General features: G+C 42.4%; 19 protein-coding genes and 2 tRNA genes. 6 read left to right on the forward strand and 15 right to left on the reverse strand.

What is annotated here, in order from left to right; all coding sequences use genetic code 11:
* The first annotated feature begins 114 nt into the window (after nt 1-114).
* Together JMW90_RS02600 and JMW90_RS02605 are read left to right on the forward strand one after the other, a co-directional pair.
* On the forward strand, nt 115-654 hold the full coding sequence (locus JMW90_RS02600; RefSeq protein WP_201561541.1) for a hypothetical protein: 540 nt from the start codon (nt 115-117) through the stop codon (nt 652-654).
* A gap of 26 nt (nt 655-680) precedes the next feature.
* Nucleotides 681-1,253 carry a hypothetical protein gene (locus JMW90_RS02605; RefSeq protein ID WP_201561542.1) on the forward strand — a complete coding sequence of 191 codons (573 nt, stop codon included), beginning with the start codon at nt 681-683 and terminating at the stop codon, nt 1,251-1,253.
* Between the two features lie 113 nt (nt 1,254-1,366).
* Here JMW90_RS02605 and pnp read toward each other — a convergent pair whose 3' ends face one another.
* The 14 genes from pnp to tpiA all read right to left on the reverse strand — a co-directional run bounded on the left by pnp (nt 1,367) and on the right by tpiA (nt 15,031).
* On the reverse strand, nt 1,367-3,469 hold the full coding sequence (gene pnp / locus JMW90_RS02610; RefSeq protein ID WP_201561543.1) for a polyribonucleotide nucleotidyltransferase: 2,103 nt from the start codon (nt 3,467-3,469) through the stop codon (nt 1,367-1,369).
* A 614-nt stretch (nt 3,470-4,083) separates the two neighbouring features.
* Nucleotides 4,084-4,350, reverse strand: coding sequence for a 30S ribosomal protein S15 (gene rpsO / locus JMW90_RS02615; RefSeq protein WP_011512454.1), 267 nt, complete (start codon nt 4,348-4,350; stop codon nt 4,084-4,086).
* A 338-nt stretch (nt 4,351-4,688) separates the two neighbouring features.
* Nucleotides 4,689-4,874, reverse strand: a complete 186-nt coding sequence (locus JMW90_RS02620; RefSeq protein ID WP_201561544.1) for a hypothetical protein — start codon at nt 4,872-4,874, stop codon at nt 4,689-4,691.
* A 45-nt stretch (nt 4,875-4,919) separates the two neighbouring features.
* The gene (locus tag JMW90_RS02625; RefSeq protein ID WP_201561545.1) at nt 4,920-5,078 is read right to left on the reverse strand and encodes a hypothetical protein; all 159 of its coding nucleotides are present in this window, start codon (nt 5,076-5,078) and stop codon (nt 4,920-4,922) included.
* Between the two features lie 58 nt (nt 5,079-5,136).
* The gene (locus JMW90_RS02630; RefSeq protein ID WP_201561546.1) at nt 5,137-5,661 is read right to left on the reverse strand and encodes a type 1 glutamine amidotransferase domain-containing protein; all 525 of its coding nucleotides are present in this window, start codon (nt 5,659-5,661) and stop codon (nt 5,137-5,139) included.
* A gap of 382 nt (nt 5,662-6,043) precedes the next feature.
* Entirely contained in the window at nt 6,044-7,135 is a 1,092-nt protein-coding gene (gene truB / locus JMW90_RS02635; protein ID WP_201561547.1) for a tRNA pseudouridine(55) synthase TruB, read from the reverse strand.
* A gap of 16 nt (nt 7,136-7,151) precedes the next feature.
* Nucleotides 7,152-7,556, reverse strand: coding sequence for a ribosome-binding factor A (locus JMW90_RS02640; RefSeq protein ID WP_011279383.1), 405 nt, complete (start codon nt 7,554-7,556; stop codon nt 7,152-7,154).
* A gap of 213 nt (nt 7,557-7,769) precedes the next feature.
* Nucleotides 7,770-10,496 (reverse strand): translation initiation factor IF-2, encoded by a 2,727-nt coding sequence (infB, locus tag JMW90_RS02645; RefSeq protein ID WP_201561548.1) that lies wholly within the window; start codon nt 10,494-10,496, stop codon nt 7,770-7,772.
* Between the two features lie 163 nt (nt 10,497-10,659).
* Nucleotides 10,660-12,144 carry a transcription termination factor NusA gene (nusA, locus tag JMW90_RS02650; RefSeq protein ID WP_201561549.1) on the reverse strand — a complete coding sequence of 495 codons (1,485 nt, stop codon included), beginning with the start codon at nt 12,142-12,144 and terminating at the stop codon, nt 10,660-10,662.
* A gap of 134 nt (nt 12,145-12,278) precedes the next feature.
* A complete protein-coding gene (rimP, locus tag JMW90_RS02655) occupies nt 12,279-12,779 on the reverse strand; it encodes a ribosome maturation factor RimP (protein WP_201561550.1) in 501 nt (166 codons plus the stop codon).
* Between the two features lie 457 nt (nt 12,780-13,236).
* Nucleotides 13,237-13,313: transfer RNA gene (locus tag JMW90_RS02660), tRNA-Met, on the reverse strand.
* Nucleotides 13,314-13,437: 124 nt separating this feature from the next.
* Nucleotides 13,438-13,521, reverse strand: a tRNA-Leu gene (locus tag JMW90_RS02665).
* Nucleotides 13,522-13,684: 163 nt separating this feature from the next.
* Nucleotides 13,685-13,993 (reverse strand): preprotein translocase subunit SecG, encoded by a 309-nt coding sequence (secG, locus tag JMW90_RS02670; protein WP_011512446.1) that lies wholly within the window; start codon nt 13,991-13,993, stop codon nt 13,685-13,687.
* A gap of 228 nt (nt 13,994-14,221) precedes the next feature.
* Complete coding sequence (tpiA, locus tag JMW90_RS02675) at nt 14,222-15,031, reverse strand: triose-phosphate isomerase (RefSeq protein WP_201561551.1); 810 nt, start codon at nt 15,029-15,031, stop codon at nt 14,222-14,224.
* A gap of 398 nt (nt 15,032-15,429) precedes the next feature.
* Between tpiA and pilB the strand changes: the two genes are divergently transcribed.
* The 4 genes from pilB (at nt 15,430) to coaE (ending at nt 20,292) form a co-directional block, all read left to right on the forward strand.
* The gene (pilB, locus tag JMW90_RS02680; RefSeq protein ID WP_201561553.1) at nt 15,430-17,139 is read left to right on the forward strand and encodes a type IV-A pilus assembly ATPase PilB; all 1,710 of its coding nucleotides are present in this window, start codon (nt 15,430-15,432) and stop codon (nt 17,137-17,139) included.
* Between the two features lie 228 nt (nt 17,140-17,367).
* Nucleotides 17,368-18,591: a type II secretion system F family protein gene (locus tag JMW90_RS02685; protein ID WP_201561555.1), complete on the forward strand. Its 1,224-nt coding sequence runs from the start codon at nt 17,368-17,370 to the stop codon at nt 18,589-18,591.
* Between the two features lie 25 nt (nt 18,592-18,616).
* Nucleotides 18,617-19,516, forward strand: coding sequence for a prepilin peptidase (locus tag JMW90_RS02690; protein WP_201561557.1), 900 nt, complete (start codon nt 18,617-18,619; stop codon nt 19,514-19,516).
* A gap of 83 nt (nt 19,517-19,599) precedes the next feature.
* Nucleotides 19,600-20,292: a dephospho-CoA kinase gene (gene coaE / locus JMW90_RS02695; protein WP_201561558.1), complete on the forward strand. Its 693-nt coding sequence runs from the start codon at nt 19,600-19,602 to the stop codon at nt 20,290-20,292.
* Here coaE and rlmB read toward each other — a convergent pair.
* Nucleotides 20,255-21,025, reverse strand: coding sequence for a 23S rRNA (guanosine(2251)-2'-O)-methyltransferase RlmB (rlmB, locus tag JMW90_RS02700; protein ID WP_201561559.1), 771 nt, complete (start codon nt 21,023-21,025; stop codon nt 20,255-20,257). The genes coaE and rlmB overlap by 38 nt on opposite strands.
* Nucleotides 21,026-21,110 lie beyond the last annotated feature (85 nt).

A 21,110-nucleotide genomic window follows, 5' to 3' on the forward strand; every position in this document is an offset into this window, starting at 1 on the left:
ATCAGCAGTACTTGATGTATCGATATTACTTTTCCCTGACTATAGTTAGATAGGCTTTTTATTTTGAGTTTGCTATAGTATGGTAGGATACCTATAACCTAAATTGACCGTAGTATGAAAAGCAAAAAAATGCGTCCTTTATCTAATAAAGTCTCGAAAAAGTCGACTATATCACGTCAAAAATGGTGGTTTGGTATTCTATTGATTGTGCTATTCATCGGTTATTTGGTTTGGAAAAACTCTCTACCTGAAGATAACACGACCGCTGTAGAAAGCTTACCAGCAACTACCGAACAACCTGATGCAGTACCATCTACATCTACTGCTACGTCATTAGATAATGTGGTAAATGATGATGTCTTAGATGATAGCCAAGCCATTGCTGCTGTTACAGATACTGAGGCACCTGATCCAGAGGGTATCTTAAAAGCACCATTGCCAAAAACGAACAGCTTAGCTAAAGAAGAAATTGATCGTTTAGAGGACGAACGTCAGCGTTTGGCTGCACAAGAAAAGCTAGCTGCTGAACAGATTGCCATGACCAAACAGTTGACTGAACTTAAGGCTCAAGAAATCGCACTGCTTGAGCAACAAATTGCCCAGTTAGAGGCTGATACTGAGGCTGATACTGAGGCTACAACCAACACTAACTAGCGTATGCTTTTATAAAGGGGTTGATGATGGCAACGTTGCAACTCACTCATGCCCCTATTCTAAATAGCAGCGCCCAGCTTCTCATACTACCCGTTAATAGCGCAGGTATGCTTTTAGATCCTATTTTGACTCGCGCAAAAACCCTATATCCTGATAATTACCAACGTTACTACCGCGCCTGCCGTGATGGTAGCTTAGCGGTAGGTAGTTGTTCACTGCACAAACGCTCGCGTGAGCAAGCGGGGCTTAATGTCAGTAGTAACGGTAACCAGCCTGTTTATATTGCCAACCTTGTCATCTCAGACCACCCTTATCATCCAGTGAGAGTACGCTGGCTAACGGCAGCTTTGGTTGATTTACAGCAGCAGCTAATACCTTTGATACGCTATCAAGGCATACGTCACATTGCCCTGCTTGCCCGTCCACTTATTTATAACCAGTCACGAAATGAAGCCAATCATTTGACCAATGAATCTCATATAGCACATATTCTGCCATTAGATTGGTACAGAGATATCTTGCCTTTACTGATGCAATATCTACAAGATTTACCTAACATTCGCATCGATATTCATCTGCCAAAAGACATTACCCTATAGCAGCTTATTTTGATATCCGTAATTATTTACGGCCATAAAAAAACCGCTTTGAGCACTCATAGCAAGTGACTCAAAGCGGTTTTTTAAATATTAACGCTATCAAATATCAAGCATTAGCTCTGCTCAATACCTTTCATAGTCAACTTAATGCGACCACGGTTATCAACATCTTGTACCAATACTTTAACGATTTGACCCTCAGTCAGATAGTCAGAAACGTTCTCTACGCGCTCATCAGCGATTTGCGAGATATGCACGAGACCATCGGTATTTGGCAATACGTTAACAAATGCACCGAAGTCAACGATACGGGCAACCGTACCTTCGTAAGTTTTACCTACTTCGACTTCTGCTGTGATTGCTTCGATTTTAGCAATTGCCGCTTTGGTTGCCGCTTTGTTTTCACCAAAGATACGGATGGTACCAGCATCATCAATATCGATAACCGCACCCGTTTCTTCAGTTAGCTGGCGAATCGTTGCGCCGCCTTTACCGATCACATCACGGATTTTGTCAGGATTGATCTCAATTACCGCATAGTTCGGTGCATGAGCATTGATTTCAGTACGGCTCTCAGGCAATACTTTGTTCATCGCGTCTAAGATATGGATACGACCAGCATGGGCTTGTTTTAACGCTTGCTCCATGATATCTGGGGTAATACCTTCGATTTTAATGTCCATTTGCAGAGCAGTAATACCGTCTTTAGAACCAGCAACTTTAAAGTCCATATCACCAAGATGATCTTCATCACCTAGGATGTCAGACAATACAGCAAAGCGCTCGCCTTCTTTGACCAGACCCATGGCGATACCAGCAACCGGCGCTTTAATTGGTACACCAGCGTCCATCAATGCTAAGCTTGCGCCGCAAACAGAAGCCATTGATGACGAACCGTTTGATTCAGTGATCTCAGATACCACACGGATAACATATGGGAAGCGATCGCTATCAGGCAGCATCGCTTGTACACCGCGGCGTGCTAGGCGACCATGACCGATTTCACGACGTTTAGGAATGCCTTCACGACCCGTTTCGCCTACTGAGAAATGCGGGAAGTTATAATGCAACATGAAATGGTCACGAATCGTACCAGCTAGTGAGTCAATCATATTGACGTCACGAGTATTACCAAGCGTGGTCGTTACCAATGCTTGCGTCTCACCACGAGTAAATAGTGCTGAACCATGAGTAAAGGGTAGTACGCCTACTTGTACATCAAGCGCACGAACCGTCTCTAAATCACGACCGTCAATACGTGGCTTACCTGACAAGATATTGTCACGAACCGTACGATATTTTAGATCGTTATAGATTTCTTTTAGCTCAGATACGGTATCAGCATAGCTCTCTGACTCAGCATTGCCAGCTAGAGCTGCAATAGCGGCGTCTTTAATTTCGTCAAGCTTACTGTAGCGAGCTTGCTTATCAGTAATGGTATAAGCGTCAGATACTTGCATACCAAACTGCTCTTTCATACCAGTCTCTAACGCTTGATTGCGTACAGGAGCGGTATATTGCTGCTTAACAGTACCAATTTCTGCTGCCATTGAAGCAATATTATCGATAACAATTTGCTGCTGTTGATGACCGTATAAAACTGCACCTAGCATTTGATCTTCTGACAGCTCTGCCGCTTCAGATTCAACCATCAATACGGCAGACTTTGTGCCAGCGACTACCAAGTCAAGATCACTTTCTTTAAGCTCTTCAAGCGTTGGGTTCAGTACATATTCACCGTTAATAAAACCAACACGGGCGGCGGCAACAGGACCATTAAATGGGGCATCAGAGATAGCTAATGCTGCTGAAGCTCCGATTAGTGCTGCGATATCTGCTGATTGAGTTTTATCTGATGACACAACTGTGGCTGTGATTTGAATCTCGTTCACATAACCTTCAGGAAACAATGGACGAATCGGACGGTCAATCAGACGCGACGTTAAAGTTTCAGACTCGCTCGCACGACCTTCACGTTTACCGTAAGCACCTGGTATCTTACCTGCAGCGTACATTTTTTCTTGATAGTTAACGGTCAATGGAAAGAAGTTTTGACCTTCTTTAGCATCAGACTTTACAACCGCTGCTACCAATACAGTAACGCCGCCCATATGTACTAAAATAGAGTTGGCTTGACGAGCAATACGACCCGTTTCGATAACAACCTGTTGATTGCCATATTGGAATTCACGCTTAATGGTATTAAACATTGTCATATAATTTTCCTAATATTGACTGACGAAAGTAATATCAGCACAAAAAATACTGATATCTGTCATTAAAAATTCTTTGTATATAGCTTCTAATCGACCGTCTTTATGCTAATAAACATGGTCTATCGAAACTATTATTATCAAATACTTACCTTATGCAATTGGCTTATCCAGCTCGCTTAACCCTGCATATTGGTTGCTGCTAAAATTCGGTTTGCTATGAATAGCATCCAAATTTTCATAGCATCAAAACCACTCCATTTATGGAGCTTTTTAACTGCTGTACTTATATATGTTTATCTATCATAAACAATGCAAAAAAACGATTAAGGCATTATTTTACAGGGATTTATGGTCATTGACCAATCGAATGCACTACTGCCTGTTTCTTAATAATGCTTACTGATTAGTCGAATATGAGCTTATATCTATCGACTTCAGCTCACACCATACTGATAAGCATAAAAAAACGGCGTGAAACTATTCCACACCGTTTTTAGAAAAATCTATTTTATCGATATCAACAAGCAAGTTCCAAATAACTCTGCAAAAACTCTAAAGTACTGCCAATTTAGGCATCTTTTGTTTTAGCAAGCATTCGTACTACTGTCGCCAAATTAACGACGTAGACCTAACTGGCTAATAAGGGTGGTATAGCGACCAAGATCTTTACCTTTTAGGTAATCAAGCAGTTTACGACGGGTGTTAACCATACGGATAAGACCACGGCGGCTATGATGATCCGCTTTATGTGCTTTAAAATGGTTTTGTAGATCGTTAATACGAGCACTTAACAAGGCTACTTGAACCTCTGGTGAACCTGTGTCACTTTCGCCACGTTGGTACTGAGCGATGATTTGTTCGCGATCGGCATTGGTTAGCATAAATATCTCCGGCAATGCTAAGAGCGCCATGATAGTCTTAAAATTTAAGCATCAAGGAGCAATAGAATAGTCAATAAAATAGCCTGTACGTCATTCAGGACAACCCTGCATTACTAGAGTTGACCTAGTGTACGACAAGCTCAATGAGTTATAACTGTCATCTAAAACCATTCAAAATAATCTAAATCGTATTTAAATGTGACGCCAATTATAACAAAAAACTGCTGATCTAACAGCAGTTTTTTGTTATGACTTTACAAGTACCTGATTATTGAGGAGTACACGGTTATTGTCTATCAAAAAGTTGAATATTAAAAGATAGACATTAACCTTACAAACTAAAGCTTATCCTGTTTTTGGACATCATCTTCACTAGCCGTACCGCCTAGCTCATCGTCTGCTAAAGGCGCAGTCGTAGCTTCTGCTAAACTATCAGGAGAATTATCAGCACGAGGGTTAATGTCTTCTACAAGTTGATTAATCTCTTGTTCTTGCTCGTCCATATCTTTTACTGACTTGCTCATAGTAATTCCTATTTATAGTTAACTCATATATTCATAATTAAAAAGCTATTTATCTTTTTTAATTTCTAAGTTATCAGCGATACGCTCGGCAGCAGCTTCAGTGTCTTCTGTATGATTGTCTTCAGTCTGGCTTTTAAGCGCTGCTGTGGCAGAGTCAGAACGTTGTTGCTCAAATTTTGTATCGTTTGGATTAGGCTGTGTCATCGTATTATATCCTTATAGATAATGAATGAAGATTGTTCTAAATCAAAAAAATTGGAGCTTATGCTAGAGCTTTATCAATCGCTGCGACGAAATTATTAATATCATCTGGGTTGCGTGAAGTAATCAAATTACCATCTATCTGCACGCTTTCGTCTACGAATTTTGCCCCAGCATTTTCTAAATCAAGTTGTAAAGTATGATAAGCGGTTAACGTTTTACCCTTAGCTATACCAGAATTAATTAATATCCAAGGTGCATGGCATATAACAGCAAGCGGTTTACCAGCCTCATTTATAGTAGTAATAATACTATGTGCATCTTCATTACCACGTATGGTATCAGCATTAACCGTACCACCCGGTAAAACCAAAGCATCATACTCAGCAGGTTTTGCGTCTTTTGCAAAAATATCAGCGGTGAAAGTATCGCCTTTGTTGACGTCTTGCCGCATACCTTGAACTTCTTTTTCATTATTGGTCGTTATTAGAAGTGTGCTGTAACCTTTAGCTTTTAGTTGGCTGTTAACCTCTTCGTATTCTGCTTGTTCAAAGTTGCTATGAAGTAAAAAAGCAATCGTTTTCATAATACTTCCTATTATTTGTAAATTACATTTATGACTGAATAATTTTCTTATAATTGTAAAAATTGATTTATATGAATTAATGTCTTGTTATTTTTATTGAGTTTTTCTGCCCAAATTTATCGTTATTATTATTTTATTCAACGAAATTTATAGTAAATCCATTTTGTATTATTATCACCCTTTCATATTTTATATTGTACTTTCTTATTATTTTTTTCATCCCTGTCATGCTTTCCCTAGCTGACTTAATCAAGATACAAAAAAAGCAGGTTTCACTATAGGTGAAACCTGCAATAAAATGTGACGATATGTGATTTGTGTGAATTCTTAGTAAGTTTTACAGCTATTGAGTTATAAAAACACCTAAATTGAATTGTAAGAATTACAACTGAATCAATTTTTTAGGTTGTAATCGACCATTTAAACTCACTGCCCCTAGCCCGATAAACGCACCTTGCTCATTGATAAGACGAATATCTACCGGTATCTCATGTACCAATTGCTGCTCGTTATCATCCTTAATATCTTCGATATCTTGATGACCAGCAGCGCTTTTATTGCCAGTAGTTAAGTGCTGATCGATAGCTGCTGTGATATAACTTCGCAAATCATCAGTCAACTGATCGATAACATTCAAGCGTTGACCCAGTTGTACACGTTCGCACTGCTCTGACGATAATGTCAGCTCAGCATTAATATCAATGCAGGTATCTACTGGCAATAAATGTGTCTGACGCTGTTTTAATGTTAATGCTTCTAAATCTGCAAGCGCAATTGTATCATCGATTTTAAAATCACCCACTTGTAGACGGCGCAGTGCCGTCAAATGCCCAAGTGTAGCCATAGTTTTGGCAATATCTTCTGCCAATACACGCACATAAGTACCTTTTGAACAAGTTACTGTTAACTGGATTTGCTGCTCATCGATTGCTTTTAACTCAATGGCTTTTAGGACAATATCTCTTGGCGGGCGGTCTACTTCTATACCAGCACGAGCATATTCATAGAGTTTTTTGCCATCTTTTTTTAAGGCGGAATACATTGGTGGGATTTGCTGCTGGGCACCTAAAAACTGCTGGGCGACTTTGTCTAACATCGCATCATCAAACGCTGGAATCGCTGCTTCAGCAGTGACTTGTCCGTCAGCATCACCGGTATCAGTTTGACTACCAAGTAAAATAGTCGCTTGATAAGATTTATCCGCATCAAGCTGATAGTGGCTAAATTTGGTCGCTTCACCCAAACAAATAGGCAATAATCCCGTTGCCATCGGGTCAAGTGTTCCAGTATGACCTGCTTTTTTGCTGTCATGATTAGGCGACTTGAATAAATATTTTACCTTTGAGACCACTTGCTGAGAAGTCATACCTTGAGGCTTATCGACTAAAATAACACCCGAAACTTTAATCTTACTAGGGTGATTATTAGACTTTTTATCCGCTTGCGTAGAGGCTTTTGTAGAAACAATCGACATAATGGCTTTTACCCTTCTACTCTTCGTTTTCTTGCTCGTCAGACTCGTTTTCTTCAGTCTTAATAACTGCTTTACTGATTAAATCCATCATGTAATTACCACGAGCAGTCACTTCATCATAATGAAAGCGCAAACGCGGTGTGGTGCGAGTTTTCAAGCTATGACTCAGCTCAGTACGCAAAAATCCTGCTGCTTTATTGAGCACTTTGATGCTTTCTTCATGGTTTGACATGGTCATGGCATCATTAAGTTCAGGCTCCATAATGGTCACATACACATCAGCATAGCCTAGGTCGGGGCTGACTTTAACACTAGAGATAGTGACAAAACCTGTCAGACGTGGGTCATTGACCGCATCACGGATAAGGACAGCAAGTTCACGCTGAATCTGATCAGCTAAACGTTGTAAACGTTGGTTCATGTTATTACCTTGTTTTTAATATGACTTACTTTTATTGATCAATATAATCATTTATTAATAAGTTTAACGACTAATATTTGTTAAAAAAGGCCTAGCAGGATGTACCTGTTAGGCCTAAGTACAGCTGAATACTTATAAGATAGCTAAGCCATCAGCCATGCGCAGTTAACAAAGCGGATTGCATGATTAGCTACCTTAATTCGAGCAGTGACTTTAGATAGTACGTGCGAACTCTTGAATCTCAAAGACTTCGATTTTATCACCAGCTTCCACATCGTAACCGCGGACGGCTAAACCACATTCCATACCGGTACGTACTTCATTAACGTCTTCTTTGTAGCGACGTAATGACTGTAATTGACCCGTAAAGATAACTTGGTCATTACGTAATACGCGGATAGGTTTGTTGCGATAAATTGTACCTTCAACCACCATACAACCGGCAGCTGCACCAAATTTACTAGAACGGAATACTTCACGAACGTCGGCAACACCTAAGATTTTCTCACGATGTTCTGGCGCAAGCATACCGCTCATGGCTGCTTTCACATCGTCAATCAAGCCATAAATAACACTGTAATAGCGAATATCCATGTTTGCTGTGTCCGCTTTACGGCGTGCGGTGGCATCTGCACGAACGTTAAAGCCTAACAATACTGCTTCACTAGATTCTGCTAGCGTCACATCTGACTCAGAGATAGGACCAACGCCTGAGCTGATCACACGGACTTTAACTTCGTCCGTTGATAACTCGTTCAGTGCTGACAGTAATGCTTCAAGCGAGCCGCGAACATCGGTTTTTAGAACAATATTTAAGTATGAAACATTGCCTTGTTCCATCTGATCAAACATACTCTCTAAACGCATCGCATTTTGACGCTCAAGCTGACGCTCGCGCTCACGATTGGTTCTAAAGTCTGCAACTTCACGGGCTTTTTTCTCATCTGTTAAGACTAAGAATTCACTACCAGCTGCTGGCGTTTCAGGTAAGCCTAATATCTCTACAGGAATAGATGGTCCAGCAGATTGGATACGCTTGCCATGTTCATCAGTCATCGCACGGACTTTACCGTAATGTTCACCGGCTAAAACCAAATCGCCTTGTTTCAATGTACCTTTTTTGACAAGCACACTAACGACAGGACCACGACCTTTTTCAAGTCTTGACTCAATAACCACACCTTGAGCAGGACCATCCAATGGTGCTTCTAATTCCATTAACTCAGCTTGCAAGCTAATAAGCTCTAGCAGCTCATCAATACCATCACCTGTTTTTGCTGAGATACGAGCCATCGGCGTATCGCCACCCCAATCTTCCGATACCACTTCTTTTGCAGTCAACTCGTTAAGAACACGATCAGGATCAGCACTTGGCTTATCCATTTTGTTGATAGCAACAATCAGTGGTGTACCAGCAGCTCGGGCATGATCAATCGCTTCTTCAGTTTGCGGCATCATGCCGTCATCTGCAGCGACGACCAGTACGACTATATCCGTCGCTTGAGCACCACGTGAACGCATGGCACTAAAGGCGGCGTGACCTGGAGTATCAAGGAAAGTAATAACACCGCGATCCGTTTGCACATGGTAAGCACCAATATGCTGGGTAATACCACCCGCTTCACCAGTCGCGACTTTCGTTGCGCGGATTTTATCCAATAGTGATGTTTTACCATGGTCAACGTGACCCATGATAGTGACAACCGGTGGACGCGTTTGGACGTTACTGCTGCGCTCATCAACGGCATCTTTTAAATCGTCTTCAACTTTAGTATCGCTAACCGGTACTGGATTGTGACCCATCTCTTCTACGATTAAGCTAGCAGTCGCTTGATCAATCGTATCTGATTCACGAGCAATTTCGCCCATTTTCATCAGTAACTTAGTCACTTCACGAGCTTTCACTGCCATCCGCTGAGCAAGATCAGAAACCGTGATTTGCTCACTGATTTCTACATCATAAACGATTTTTTCGACAGGCTTTTCAAACTTATGCTGTGACGACTGGCTTGAACGTAAACCGTTTTTGCGGTTTTTAATTTCACGCTCGTCTTGATTCTTACGACGACCACGACCGCGGGCACTAGTGGTACTGGTGCCACGCTTGATTTCACGACGTTCTTTCTCAAACGATTCTTCTAATGCGTCACCGACCAAACCTTCTGCCAATGGCTCATCTTTACGAACTTCAGTCGCTGGCTGATCAGTATATTGACCGGCCATTTTACGCATTTGCTCAAGCGTACGCTTTTGCGCTTCTTCAGCTTGAGTACGACGTGTTTCTGTTTCAATCTCGCGTAAACGAGCTTGTTCTTTATCACGCACTTCGCGAGCTTTACGCTCAGCTGCCGTCTCAACTTTTGGTTTTGTCGCCGCAACTTTCTTTTTAGGTTGTTCTTTTGGCTTGACCTCAATAGTAGTCTTACCGCCTTTTTTCACAACCACTGACGTTGAGATATCGTCGTTCTTATCGTCTGACTTTTTACTAGAGCCGAGGCTTGCACGCATCGCAGCTAAGGTAGCTGCTTGACGATCTTCAGATTTTTTCTTAGTAGCGGCACGGTCTTCGGCATCTTTAGCAGCACGCGCTTGCGACTCAATCATCGCCTGCTCACGTGCAGCCAATTCTTCAGCCATCTTTTCTGGATCAGGCTTCTCAAACACTTTCTTTTTACGCACTTCAACATTGACGCTCTTAGATTTGCCCGAAGAGCCAGTCACACGCGCAGTACTAGTCGTTTTAGATTTCAGACTAATACGACGCTTTTCTTCCTGACCATGACTTTGCTTTAAATACGTCACCAACTTTTCCTGCTCAAGCTCCGTGACTAGGTCACCCTCTGCGCGCGCAGGCAGTCCAGCGTCTACCAGTTGCTGTTGTACAGCACTTGCGGTTTTGCTTACCATATCTGCCAGTTCTTTGACGGTCTTATCTGCCATTTATTATCACCTACTGTCTATTATTTGCTATATGTTCAATTCAGTTGTTGGCTACAAATGATTGGGGTAAGGCTGGCTTGTGTTGAACTTGACGATGTTACGTCATACCAGCACTTCATTATCGATAGCATATCACCAAAAGACAGCGATATGCAGTTACCGCTTATTCATTGAACCAAGATTCCCGAGCTTTCATGATGAGTTTTCCTGCGGTTTCGGTATCTAAGTCTTCGATATCTTCTAAATCAAAGACGGCTTGTTCTGCCAAGTCATCAACGGTAATGATGTCTTTTTGAGCCATTTTATAAGCCCAACTGACTGTCATTCCTTCAAGATCTTGTAGTTCTTGACTTGGCTCTTTCATGTTCTGTTGTTTGACCAATTCGTCTGCGATGACGACTTCTTTCGCACGCTCTTGGATCATATCAATTGCTTCATCATCCAATCCTTCGATATCATAGAAGGTTTCGACGGGTACATAAGCCACTTCTTCAATACTGGTAAAACCAATATCGACAAGTGCTTGTGCTAGGTCTTTATCCACTTCTAGACGTTCATAGAACAGTTCAATAAAGGCTTTAGATTCGTTTGCTTGACGCTGCTGATACTCTTCTTCTAGCATCATATTTAGCTTATATCCGGTCAGCTCAGAGGCTAAACGAACATTTTGACCTTGTGAGCCAATCGCGCGCGCCAACTGATCATTGGTGCTAAAGATAATATCAGCCGTCTGTGTATCTTCATCTAAGATAATACTGCTTACGTCTGCAGGCTCCAAGGAGCTGATGATAAATTGGGCAGGATCATCTGACCAAACCACCACATCAATACGCTCGCCATCAAGCTCTTGCTGTACCGCTTGGATACGTGTACCACGCATACCGATACAAGCACCAACCGGATCAATACGATGATCGTTGGTCTTAACCGCTATTTTAGCACGAGTACCCGGCAAGCGAGCGACATTACGAATTTCGATAATTTGTTCTGCAATCTCAGGCACTTCTTTTTGCATCAATGCCGAGAGCATTTCAGGATGGGTACGTGATAGAAGCAACTGTGCGCCGCGATTTTCACGGTTTACATGATATAAGATGGCATTGATACGCGACTTTGCACGCAATTGCTCACGTGGCAACATCTGATCACGCGACAAATAACCTTCAGCGTTATCCCCTAAATCGATGATGAAACCATCACGAGTCTGTTTTTTGACTTCGCCATACATCATCTCACCAACACGTGGCTCAAAAGCATCGGCTACTAAATTACGCTCAGCTTCACGAATCTTTTGAATGATAACTTGTTTGGCTTGGGTGGCAGCAATACGGCCGAATTCAATCGACTCGATTTGCTCTTCTTTGATATCACCGATTGACCATTCATCTTGGTCAAGGTCAGTAATCGCAAGCTGACAAGCAGGCATTTCATGGTCTTCATCTGCAACCACTGTCCAATAACGATAAGTATCATAATCGCCCGTTGCACGGTCGATTGAGACCCGCACTTCTACTTCCGGCTGATCGGTATATACCTTTTTCTTAGTCGAGACGACCAAAGCATCTTCGATTGCTTCAAAGATATCTTCAGGATTTAAGCCCTTCTCGTTACTGACAGTTTCTACTACCGTTAAGATTTCACGACTCATGCTATACCTGTCCTATCATTTTTTAATTGACTTAAATTTTATAATTTTTGACTTACTCTATATTTTCACCATCAGCCATCTAAGCTAGATAGCTAACTGCCTTTATACATAAAACTATCTATATAACAAATAGATTAAGCATCTTCATAAATTAAATGGGCTTTATCAATATTACTCAATGCAATCTCGAACTGCTCGCCATCAGTGGCAGTCAGCTTCAACGAAGTGGCATCGATACTATCTAAAGTGCCGGTTGCTTTACGACGTTTTTTATCACCTTCACCAATTGCTTGTATCAAACGCAAGCTCACTGTCTGACCGACATAAGCATGCATCTGCTCATCTGAAAAGAACGCACGATCAAAACCAGGTGAAGATACTTCTAGAATAAACTCACCAGCAATCGGGTCATGAACCTCAAGAATACCACTCACTTGGTGGTTCACTGCTGCACAGTTTTCGATCGTTACTTGCTTATTTTGGGCTTGCTCTTCTGGCAATGCCTCAATATAAATGCGTAATAAAGAACGATTGCCTTGAGGTGCAAACTCTATACCCCATAGTGCGACATCACAAGCCGCGACAGCAGGGGCAATGATATTGGTCAATTCTGTAACTTTGGTCGAAAGCTTCATAAGCTATTTATATATTCCTATTCACTGATCTATCTTACTTAATAAATCCTGCTGAAGTTTTTCTTCATCATTATTTAATAAGAACCTATCGTTATTGACACCACAGTGATTGTCTTATGCTTAAAGTATAAACACAAATGATATCTACTGGGCATTTATATCAGGGTAAGCCTGACAAATATCAAGCTCAGCAGAACCATGCTTTTATTACTCATAAAGCAGTACTATCGATAAAAGAGTGAGGAATAAAAGATAGTATACTTAAGTATCATCGCACCATGAATGGCGACTGATGACAAGCTTATATAAATGGTATCGCACTCTTAGATATAGAGCTTAGCATAAGTAGGATAGATATCGCGATGACACAGACCGCCAGATACAAAAAAACCCACAAGCATAATGGTGGGCTGATTGTTACTGACAAATTTAGTGTGCAAAACATCAGTATAAAAAGTGGTAGCGGGGGCTGGATTTGAACCAACGACCTTCGGGTTATGAGCCCGACGAGCTACCAGACTGCTCCACCCCGCATCAATCTAGAACGCGTATTATAGGGAGGTTTTATAGTAGTGTCAATCTTTATTTAAAAAAAATTTAAATTAAAAATCTTAGCTATTTATGAACGACTCACTTAATACAATACAACTTAAAAACTTGGTGCGATTGGGGGGACTTGAACCCCCACAGCTTGCGCCACCACCCCCTCAAGATGGCGTGTCTACCATTCCACCACAATCGCATTTTTCACTGCTCTACTTTTGCTATATATTCTATCGTAATAGATGCTTAAGGTAGGCATCGATAGAATCATACTGGTAAAAACAGAAAAGCATTGTAAATCTAACATCTTAAAATAGCAAGGGTTGCCTACTTAAAAACATGAAGTAACAGCGTAACAGCAGCTACTGAGGATTTTGTGTTAAAGGACGCGGCGTTTGTGGTGCTGAAACCGGTGCATCTAAACGAAACTGATCTTCTGCTTGCTTACGAGCATGAACCGCAAGAGTCATACTGGTGATAAAAAAGATGGCGGTCAATACGGCGGTTGCGCGTGTTAAGAAGTTGGCAGTGCCCGCGGCACCAAATACTGTACCTGAGGAGCCGGCACCAAAAGAAGCCCCTGCGTCTGCCCCTTTACCATGCTGTATCAAAATCAAGCCAATCATGGCAATCGCCACAATAATATGCAGGGCTAATATAAACGTAAACATGGTGGCCTCTTTTGCCGTGTAATGACGACTGATAACGAAAAATAAATCGTATGGTTTAATAGTGATAAAGAGTGGCGGTAAATGACGCCACATCGATGATATAAATAGGGCGTATTGTACACGATTGCAAGGGCACTGTTAAACCCACTTTTGCCAACTGGTAAAGACATTTTGTGAATAAGGAAAAAGACAAATACCGATAATTTTATTTTCTTCAGCAATGACCTATTAAATACTGCCTTTGCTAAAAGCGGTGGCAATCGCCAAAAAACTGCCAGCTTTCAATGAAGCACCGCCAACCAAAGCACCATCAATCATAGGATCAGCGGCAAAGCTATCTGCGTTATCAGCATTGACACTACCGCCATATAAGACCGTCATGGTAGATAACGAGTCGGCAAAACCTGCCAGCGTCTGCTTGATATGTTGGTGAGTGGCGCTGACTTCTGTCACCGTCGGAACTTTGCCAGTCCCAATTGCCCATACCGGCTCGTAAGCAATAATGAGACGAGTCGGTAATGAATCAATAAGTTCTGGCTGCTCAGCGATGAACGCTTTCACAACCGCTAGCTGGTTATCGATGACGGTCAGCGTTTGATTGCCATCATATTGTTCTTGGGTTTCACCAATACAAAACACCACGCCCAATCCTTGGCTCAACGCATGCGTCATTTTTTGCAATAAAGTGTCGTTGGATTCTTGATGATACTGACGGCGTTCAGAGTGACCAAGAATAGTCCAAGTTGCGCCAGCGTCGACTATCTGCTGCGCTGAACACTCCCCTGTATAGGCACCAGTACTTGCGCTATGGGCACTGACGTCTTGACCGGCACATAGTACTGAGGTGGCTTTAAGGCGACTACTCACTGCTGCTAAATGTATCAAGCTTGGTGCTACCATTATTTGACAACGCGCTGAGTTATCGTGGCTCATTCGCTTGGTTGTACTAATAGCAGCGCATAAGTCATTCAGTAGTACGTCAACATCATCGCTCGTTGCTGGATTCTGCTTCCAATTTCCAATTACCCAAGCTTGCATTCTTCTCTACCTTGTCTTATGTATGGCTGCCAATGTGGCTAATATGCGCGCAAGTATAACAAATATTTCACAAGTGCTATAGTATAGTGCGCCCCAAATCAGAACTGACTCTTTAACCGTTGTTTTAGTAACTATCGCTAAATGATTATTTTTGATTGGCCAATCGCGCGCTATGCTCTATAAAACCTTTGCGCTCACCTAAATCCCTATATGATTTTCTCAATATAGGATAAAGTGCAGACAATCGATTTTTCTATATTTCAAACCCGTATTTAAAGTAACTATTTCAACAATTGCTTAACTATCAACGATAAAATAGCGATAAGTAAAACATGGTGAATGGCCTGCGATTTAGGTAAATATATCGCCTAACAGATATCGAGCAAGGAGAAGTCTTAATGTCTATCACAACCAGTAAATATGGCGGCTTAGCACAGCAGCTGATTAGCGAAGGGGTCGTAAGCGAAGCGCATATGAAAGCGGCGCAAACTGATTCGCAGCAGCAGCAAATAGGACTGGTCTCTTATCTGGTTGAGCATAAACTTGCCAATGCCTATCAATTGGCACAAATGCTATCACAAGCATTTGGTGATCCTTTATTCGATCTCGATATGCTCAGCTCAGATGTCATCCCAAAAGACTTGGTCGATGAAAAAATCGTCCGTAAGTTTAATGCCTTACCAATGTTTAAGCGCGGGCAGCGCTTGTTTGTGGCACTAAGTGATCCGACCCGTATCGATGCCATTGATGCCATTGCCTTTAACTCGCGCCTCTCGATTGAAACAGTTGTGGTGGAAGAAGACAAGCTCAAGAGGCGTATCGAAAGCTTTTATGCAGATACCATGCAAAGTTTTGATAGCTTCTCTAATAGTGATTTAAATATTGGCTTTGATGAGAGTGAAGAAGAGGACGGCGAAACCAAACTCTCTGATAGTGTCGAGGAAGCACCTGTCGTCAAGTTTGTTAATAAAATGCTAGTAGATGCGATTCGTATGGGTGCATCCGACTTACATTTTGAGCCTTATGAAAAAAGCTATCGAGTGCGCTTTCGAGTTGACGGTGTGATGCAAAAGATGGCCAATCCGCCCGTACAACTTGCAGGTAAAATCGCAGCGCGTCTAAAGGTCATGTCACAAATGGACATCTCAGAGCGCCGTGTACCACAAGATGGACGTATTAAACTTAAAATATCTAAAAATAAGGCCATCGACTTTCGGGTAAGCTGTCTGCCAACCTTGTTTGGCGAAAAGCTTGTTTTACGTATTTTGGACGCTTCATCAGCCATGCTCGGTATCGAAGCGTTGGGTTATGAGCCTGACCAACAAGAGATGTTTTTGGAAGCGTTACATAAACCGCAAGGGATGCTTCTTATCACAGGTCCCACTGGCTCTGGTAAAACCGTCTCACTGTATACTGGTATCAATATCCTAAATACTGGTTCGACCAATATTTCGACCGCTGAAGATCCTGTCGAAATAAACCTTGAAGGCATTAATCAGGTCAACGTCAACCCAAAAGTAGGATTGACTTTTTCCACTGCCCTGAAGTCCTTTTTACGGCAAGATCCTGATATTGTGATGGTCGGTGAGATTCGTGACCTTGAAACTGCCGAAATTGCGATCAAAGCGGCACAAACAGGGCATATGGTACTTTCAACCCTACATACCAACTCAGCGCCTGAAACATTGACGCGGTTACGCAATATGGGTGTGGCCTCTTTTAATATTGCCACTTCCGTCAACTTGGTCATTGCCCAACGGTTAGCACGGCGTTTATGTAAAAACTGTAAAAAGCCCATTAACATTCCACGTCAAAGTCTGCTTGAGCTTGGTTTTACCGATGCTGACCTGGACAATCCAGACAATATCATTTATGAGCCGGTCGGCTGTAATGAATGCCGTGAAGGCTATAAAGGGCGTGTCGGTATTTATGAAGTCATGAAAGTTACTCCCGATATTTCACGTATTATCATGGAAGACGGTAACGCGATAGACATCAAAGATGCGGCGCTCAAAAACGGTTTTAGAGACCTACGCCGCTCTGGTGTTTTAAAGGTTTTACAAGGCGTAACCAGTATTCAAGAAATGATGCGCGTGACGTCTGAATAGCATAGTTGCTTGAAAAATTTGGTACAGGTATTGCGTCGAATAAAGTTCATCGCGTCCGTAAAGCTTGTTATGTGATTGCTGCTGAACAATAATCATGAGTAGGGAAAATAAAACAGATATACACTGGTTATTTGCGCTAAAATAAAGTATGTCCGACTAGAAGTATGATTTTTTTAGCATGGCATTATTTGTATTGACGGTATCAGACCATTTTTTAAGGAAAGGGACATGGCAAAAGCTAAGACCGATATGCTGTTAGACTTTATCTATGATGGGGTAAACCGGCGCGGGCAAAAGGTCAAAGGTGAGACGACCAGTCGTAGCTTAGAGCTTGCCAAAGCCACCTTGCGTAAACAAGGTATCACGGTTAAAGGGATCAAGAAAAAACCGAAACCCTTATATACCTTTAAAAAATCCATTAAGCCTATCGATATTGCTATTTTTGCGCGTCAATTGGCGACCATGATGAAAGCTGGTGTGCCATTGACCCAATCCTTTGAAATTGTTGCTGACTCTCTCGATAACCCAAGTATGAAAGATCTGGTGTTACAAATCAAAGCCGATATCGAAGCCGGTGGTACCTTTGCTTCAGCATTACGCAGGCATCCACGCTATTTTGATGACCTTTTTTGCTCGCTTGTCGATTCGGGCGAACAGTCAGGTGCGTTAGAAACCATGCTGGAGCGGGTTGCCACTTATAAAGAAAAAAGCGAGCTGCTCAAAGCTAAAATTAAAAAAGCCATGAAGTATCCTATCGCGGTCGTTGTAGTTGCTATTATTGTGACTATGATTCTGCTGATAAAAGTAGTTCCTGTATTTTCAGATTTATTTGAATCCTTTGGTGCGGAGTTGCCAGCTTTCACCCAAATGGTAGTAGGTATGTCTGAATGGATGCAAGCCTGGTGGTTCATCTTAATTGTGTTTATCGGTGGCGCTATCATTGGGTTTTCAGAAGCCAAAAAACGCTCAAAGAAATTTCGTGATTTCTTAGACCGTGCGGTATTAAAAGCCCCCATATTTGGCAATATCGCTTATCAAGCGGTTATTGCGCGTTTTGCGCGCACGCTGTCTACCACTTTTGCAGCTGGTGTACCATTACTTGATGCGCTAGATTCTACAGCGGGCGCCGCAAATAATGTGGTTTTCTATAATGCTATCCAACAAGTAAAAAATGACGTGTCTACAGGTCAACAACTGCAGTTTTCAATGCGCTCAACCAACGTATTTCCTAGTATGGCCATTCAAATGGTTGGTATCGGTGAAGAGTCTGGTAGTTTAGAAGAGATGCTAGATAAAGTGGCAGTCTATTATGAGAATGAAGTTGATAACGCCGTTGATGGTTTGACCAGCTTGATGGAGCCTATGATTATGGCGGTACTTGGCGTATTAGTCGGTGGCTTGGTCATTGCCATGTACTTGCCAATCTTCCAGATGGGCTCAGTAGTAGGCTAAAAGCTAATTAAAGGACAGCTACTTCATGCAATTTATACAGCTATTACAAGAAAATATGACGGTGGCTTTAGTCGTTTTTGCACTACTAGGTCTTTGTATCGGCAGTTTTTTAAACGTGGTGATTCACCGTATACCACTGATGATGGTATCGGCTTGGCGACAAGAATGTAGCCAATTTATGTATGAGCAAGCAGACATGCCGCGCGAACATACGACGCCACTGGTCAATATTATTGCTACGGATACGCCTATTACTTTAAGCCGACCTGCTTCACGCTGCCCGCACTGTGCTCATAAAATCAAATGGTATGAAAACATTCCTTTAATCAGCTGGCTAGTACTACGCGGTCGTTGCTCAAATTGCAAAGCTGCTATCGGACGGCGCTATCCTGTCGTGGAGCTGGTCACTGCGCTGCTATCTGCACTAGTCATTTATCAGTTCGGCGTCAGCATGACTGGACTATCAGCATTGGTTTTGGTCTGGACACTCATCGCCTTAACTGGTATCGATTTTGATACGCAGCTATTACCTGACCGCTTAACTTTTCCATTAGCAGGGCTGGGACTGGCGGTAAACTCACAAGGCTGGTTTGTCTCTCCTACTCAGTCGATATGGGGCTTGTTATTGGGGTTTTTATCCTTATGGATAGTGGTCAAGATATTTTATCTGATCACCAAAAAACACGGTATGGGACAAGGTGACTTTAAATTATTGGCAGTATTAGGCGCTTGGCTTGGTCCTATGATGCTGCCATTGATTATTCTATTGTCATCTTTGCTTGGCTCCATCGTTGGGCTTATCCTCATGAAAAAACAAGGTGAGAGCAAGCCTTTTGCCTTTGGTCCTTATATTGCCATTGCTGGTATTGTGGCATTGTTATACGGCTCAGATATCGTCAATTGGTATTTAGGCATGTATACTTAAGCAGTAGCCACTTCCCGATAGTTATTTTTAATCTTTCCTTGATTACCGTCATTATTCTTCTATCAGTCAGATAAGTCATTATTATGTCAAAATACGCAGCAGCATCTTCACCTTATTCGTATCAGCCACAAATACCTGAACATAAAAGCAAAACGTTGGTAGTGGGTTTAACGGGTGGCATCGGCAGTGGCAAATCGGCCGCCAGCGACTGGTTCGCGCAGCAAGGAATCGATATTATTGATGCAGATGTTATTGCGCATGAGGTGGTTGTCAAAGGCAGCTCAACGTTGCGCAAAATCCAACGAAAATTCGGTGATTGGGTACTAAACGCCGATGGTGATATGGACCGCGCCGCTGTACGAACCCATGTATTTACTTATCCCGACGCTCTAATTGAACTTGAAGCGATTACCCATCCCGCGATACGTGAAGCCGCAAAACTGCAATTGGCAGAGAGTACCTCACCTTATGTAGTGTTGTCGGCGCCGCTATTGATTGAAGCGGCAGAAGCGGGGCTTGCCAATTTATGCCAACGTATTTTGGTGATGGATGCTACAGAAAATACCCAGCTTGTGCGCGCCAGTCAACGTGATGCGCTAAGTGTGCAAAAAATTAAGGCTATTATGGTCAATCAATTAAGCCGCGAAGAGCGCAATCGTCATGCCGATGATGTGGTATTAAACGAGAGTGATCTTGCGGCACTATATTTGCAATTAGAGCCGCTCCATCAAGACTACCTTAAGCTTGCCCAGCAGCTAAAGTTCGCTGCCGATTGATCTCATACAAAGCCATACCAGTCGCCACACTGACATTTAAACTTTGCAAATTGCCATGCTCGTTGCCTGACATCGGAATATAAACCAGCTCATCGCAGCTCTCTGTTGTCAGGCGGCGCATCCCCTCGCCCTCTGAACCCATAATAATGGCCGTTTTGCCAGTCAGGTCTGCGGTATGGATTGGCTTGGCATCAGCATTTAGAGCAGTACCAAACACAAAAACGCCGGCATTTTTAATCTTTGTCAGCGTGCGTGCCAAATTGGTCACGCTAACAATAGGCATCATCTCAGCTGCGCCGACTGACACTTTGGCGACCGTTGGGGTCAAGCTTGCTGCATGGTGCTTTGGACAAATAACGGCATCTACGCCCATGGCAACTGCTGTACGTAAGCAAGCACCAAAGTTATGGGCATCGGTAATTTGGTCTAGTACCAGTAGCAAACAATCATCACGCCCTGCAAGCGTATCGATTAAACCTTCATCAGCGAAGCCTAATGGACGGGCATTCAATACCACACCTTGATGTTGCGGGCTACCACACAGCTGAGTAAGTTTGTCTTTTTGCGTTGGTTGAACACTGATACCATTATCACGTGCTTGCGCCATAATAGATTGTACATGACTGTCAGTCTCGCGCCCTTGCTGCACAAACAAACTGAGTCCATCAAGAGGACGGTATTCAAGCAAGGCATCAATGGCGTGAATGCCATAAAAATAGGTAGGTTTTGCCATAATAGGCCTATTGATTATAAAGTGGGTATCGCACGGTACGATAAAAAATATGCGATAAAAAGAGAAGTGGCTAATTGTAGCAACT

The organism is Psychrobacter glacincola (genome assembly GCF_904846215.1).
Taxonomy (GTDB): Bacteria; Pseudomonadota; Gammaproteobacteria; order Pseudomonadales; family Moraxellaceae; genus Psychrobacter; species Psychrobacter glacincola.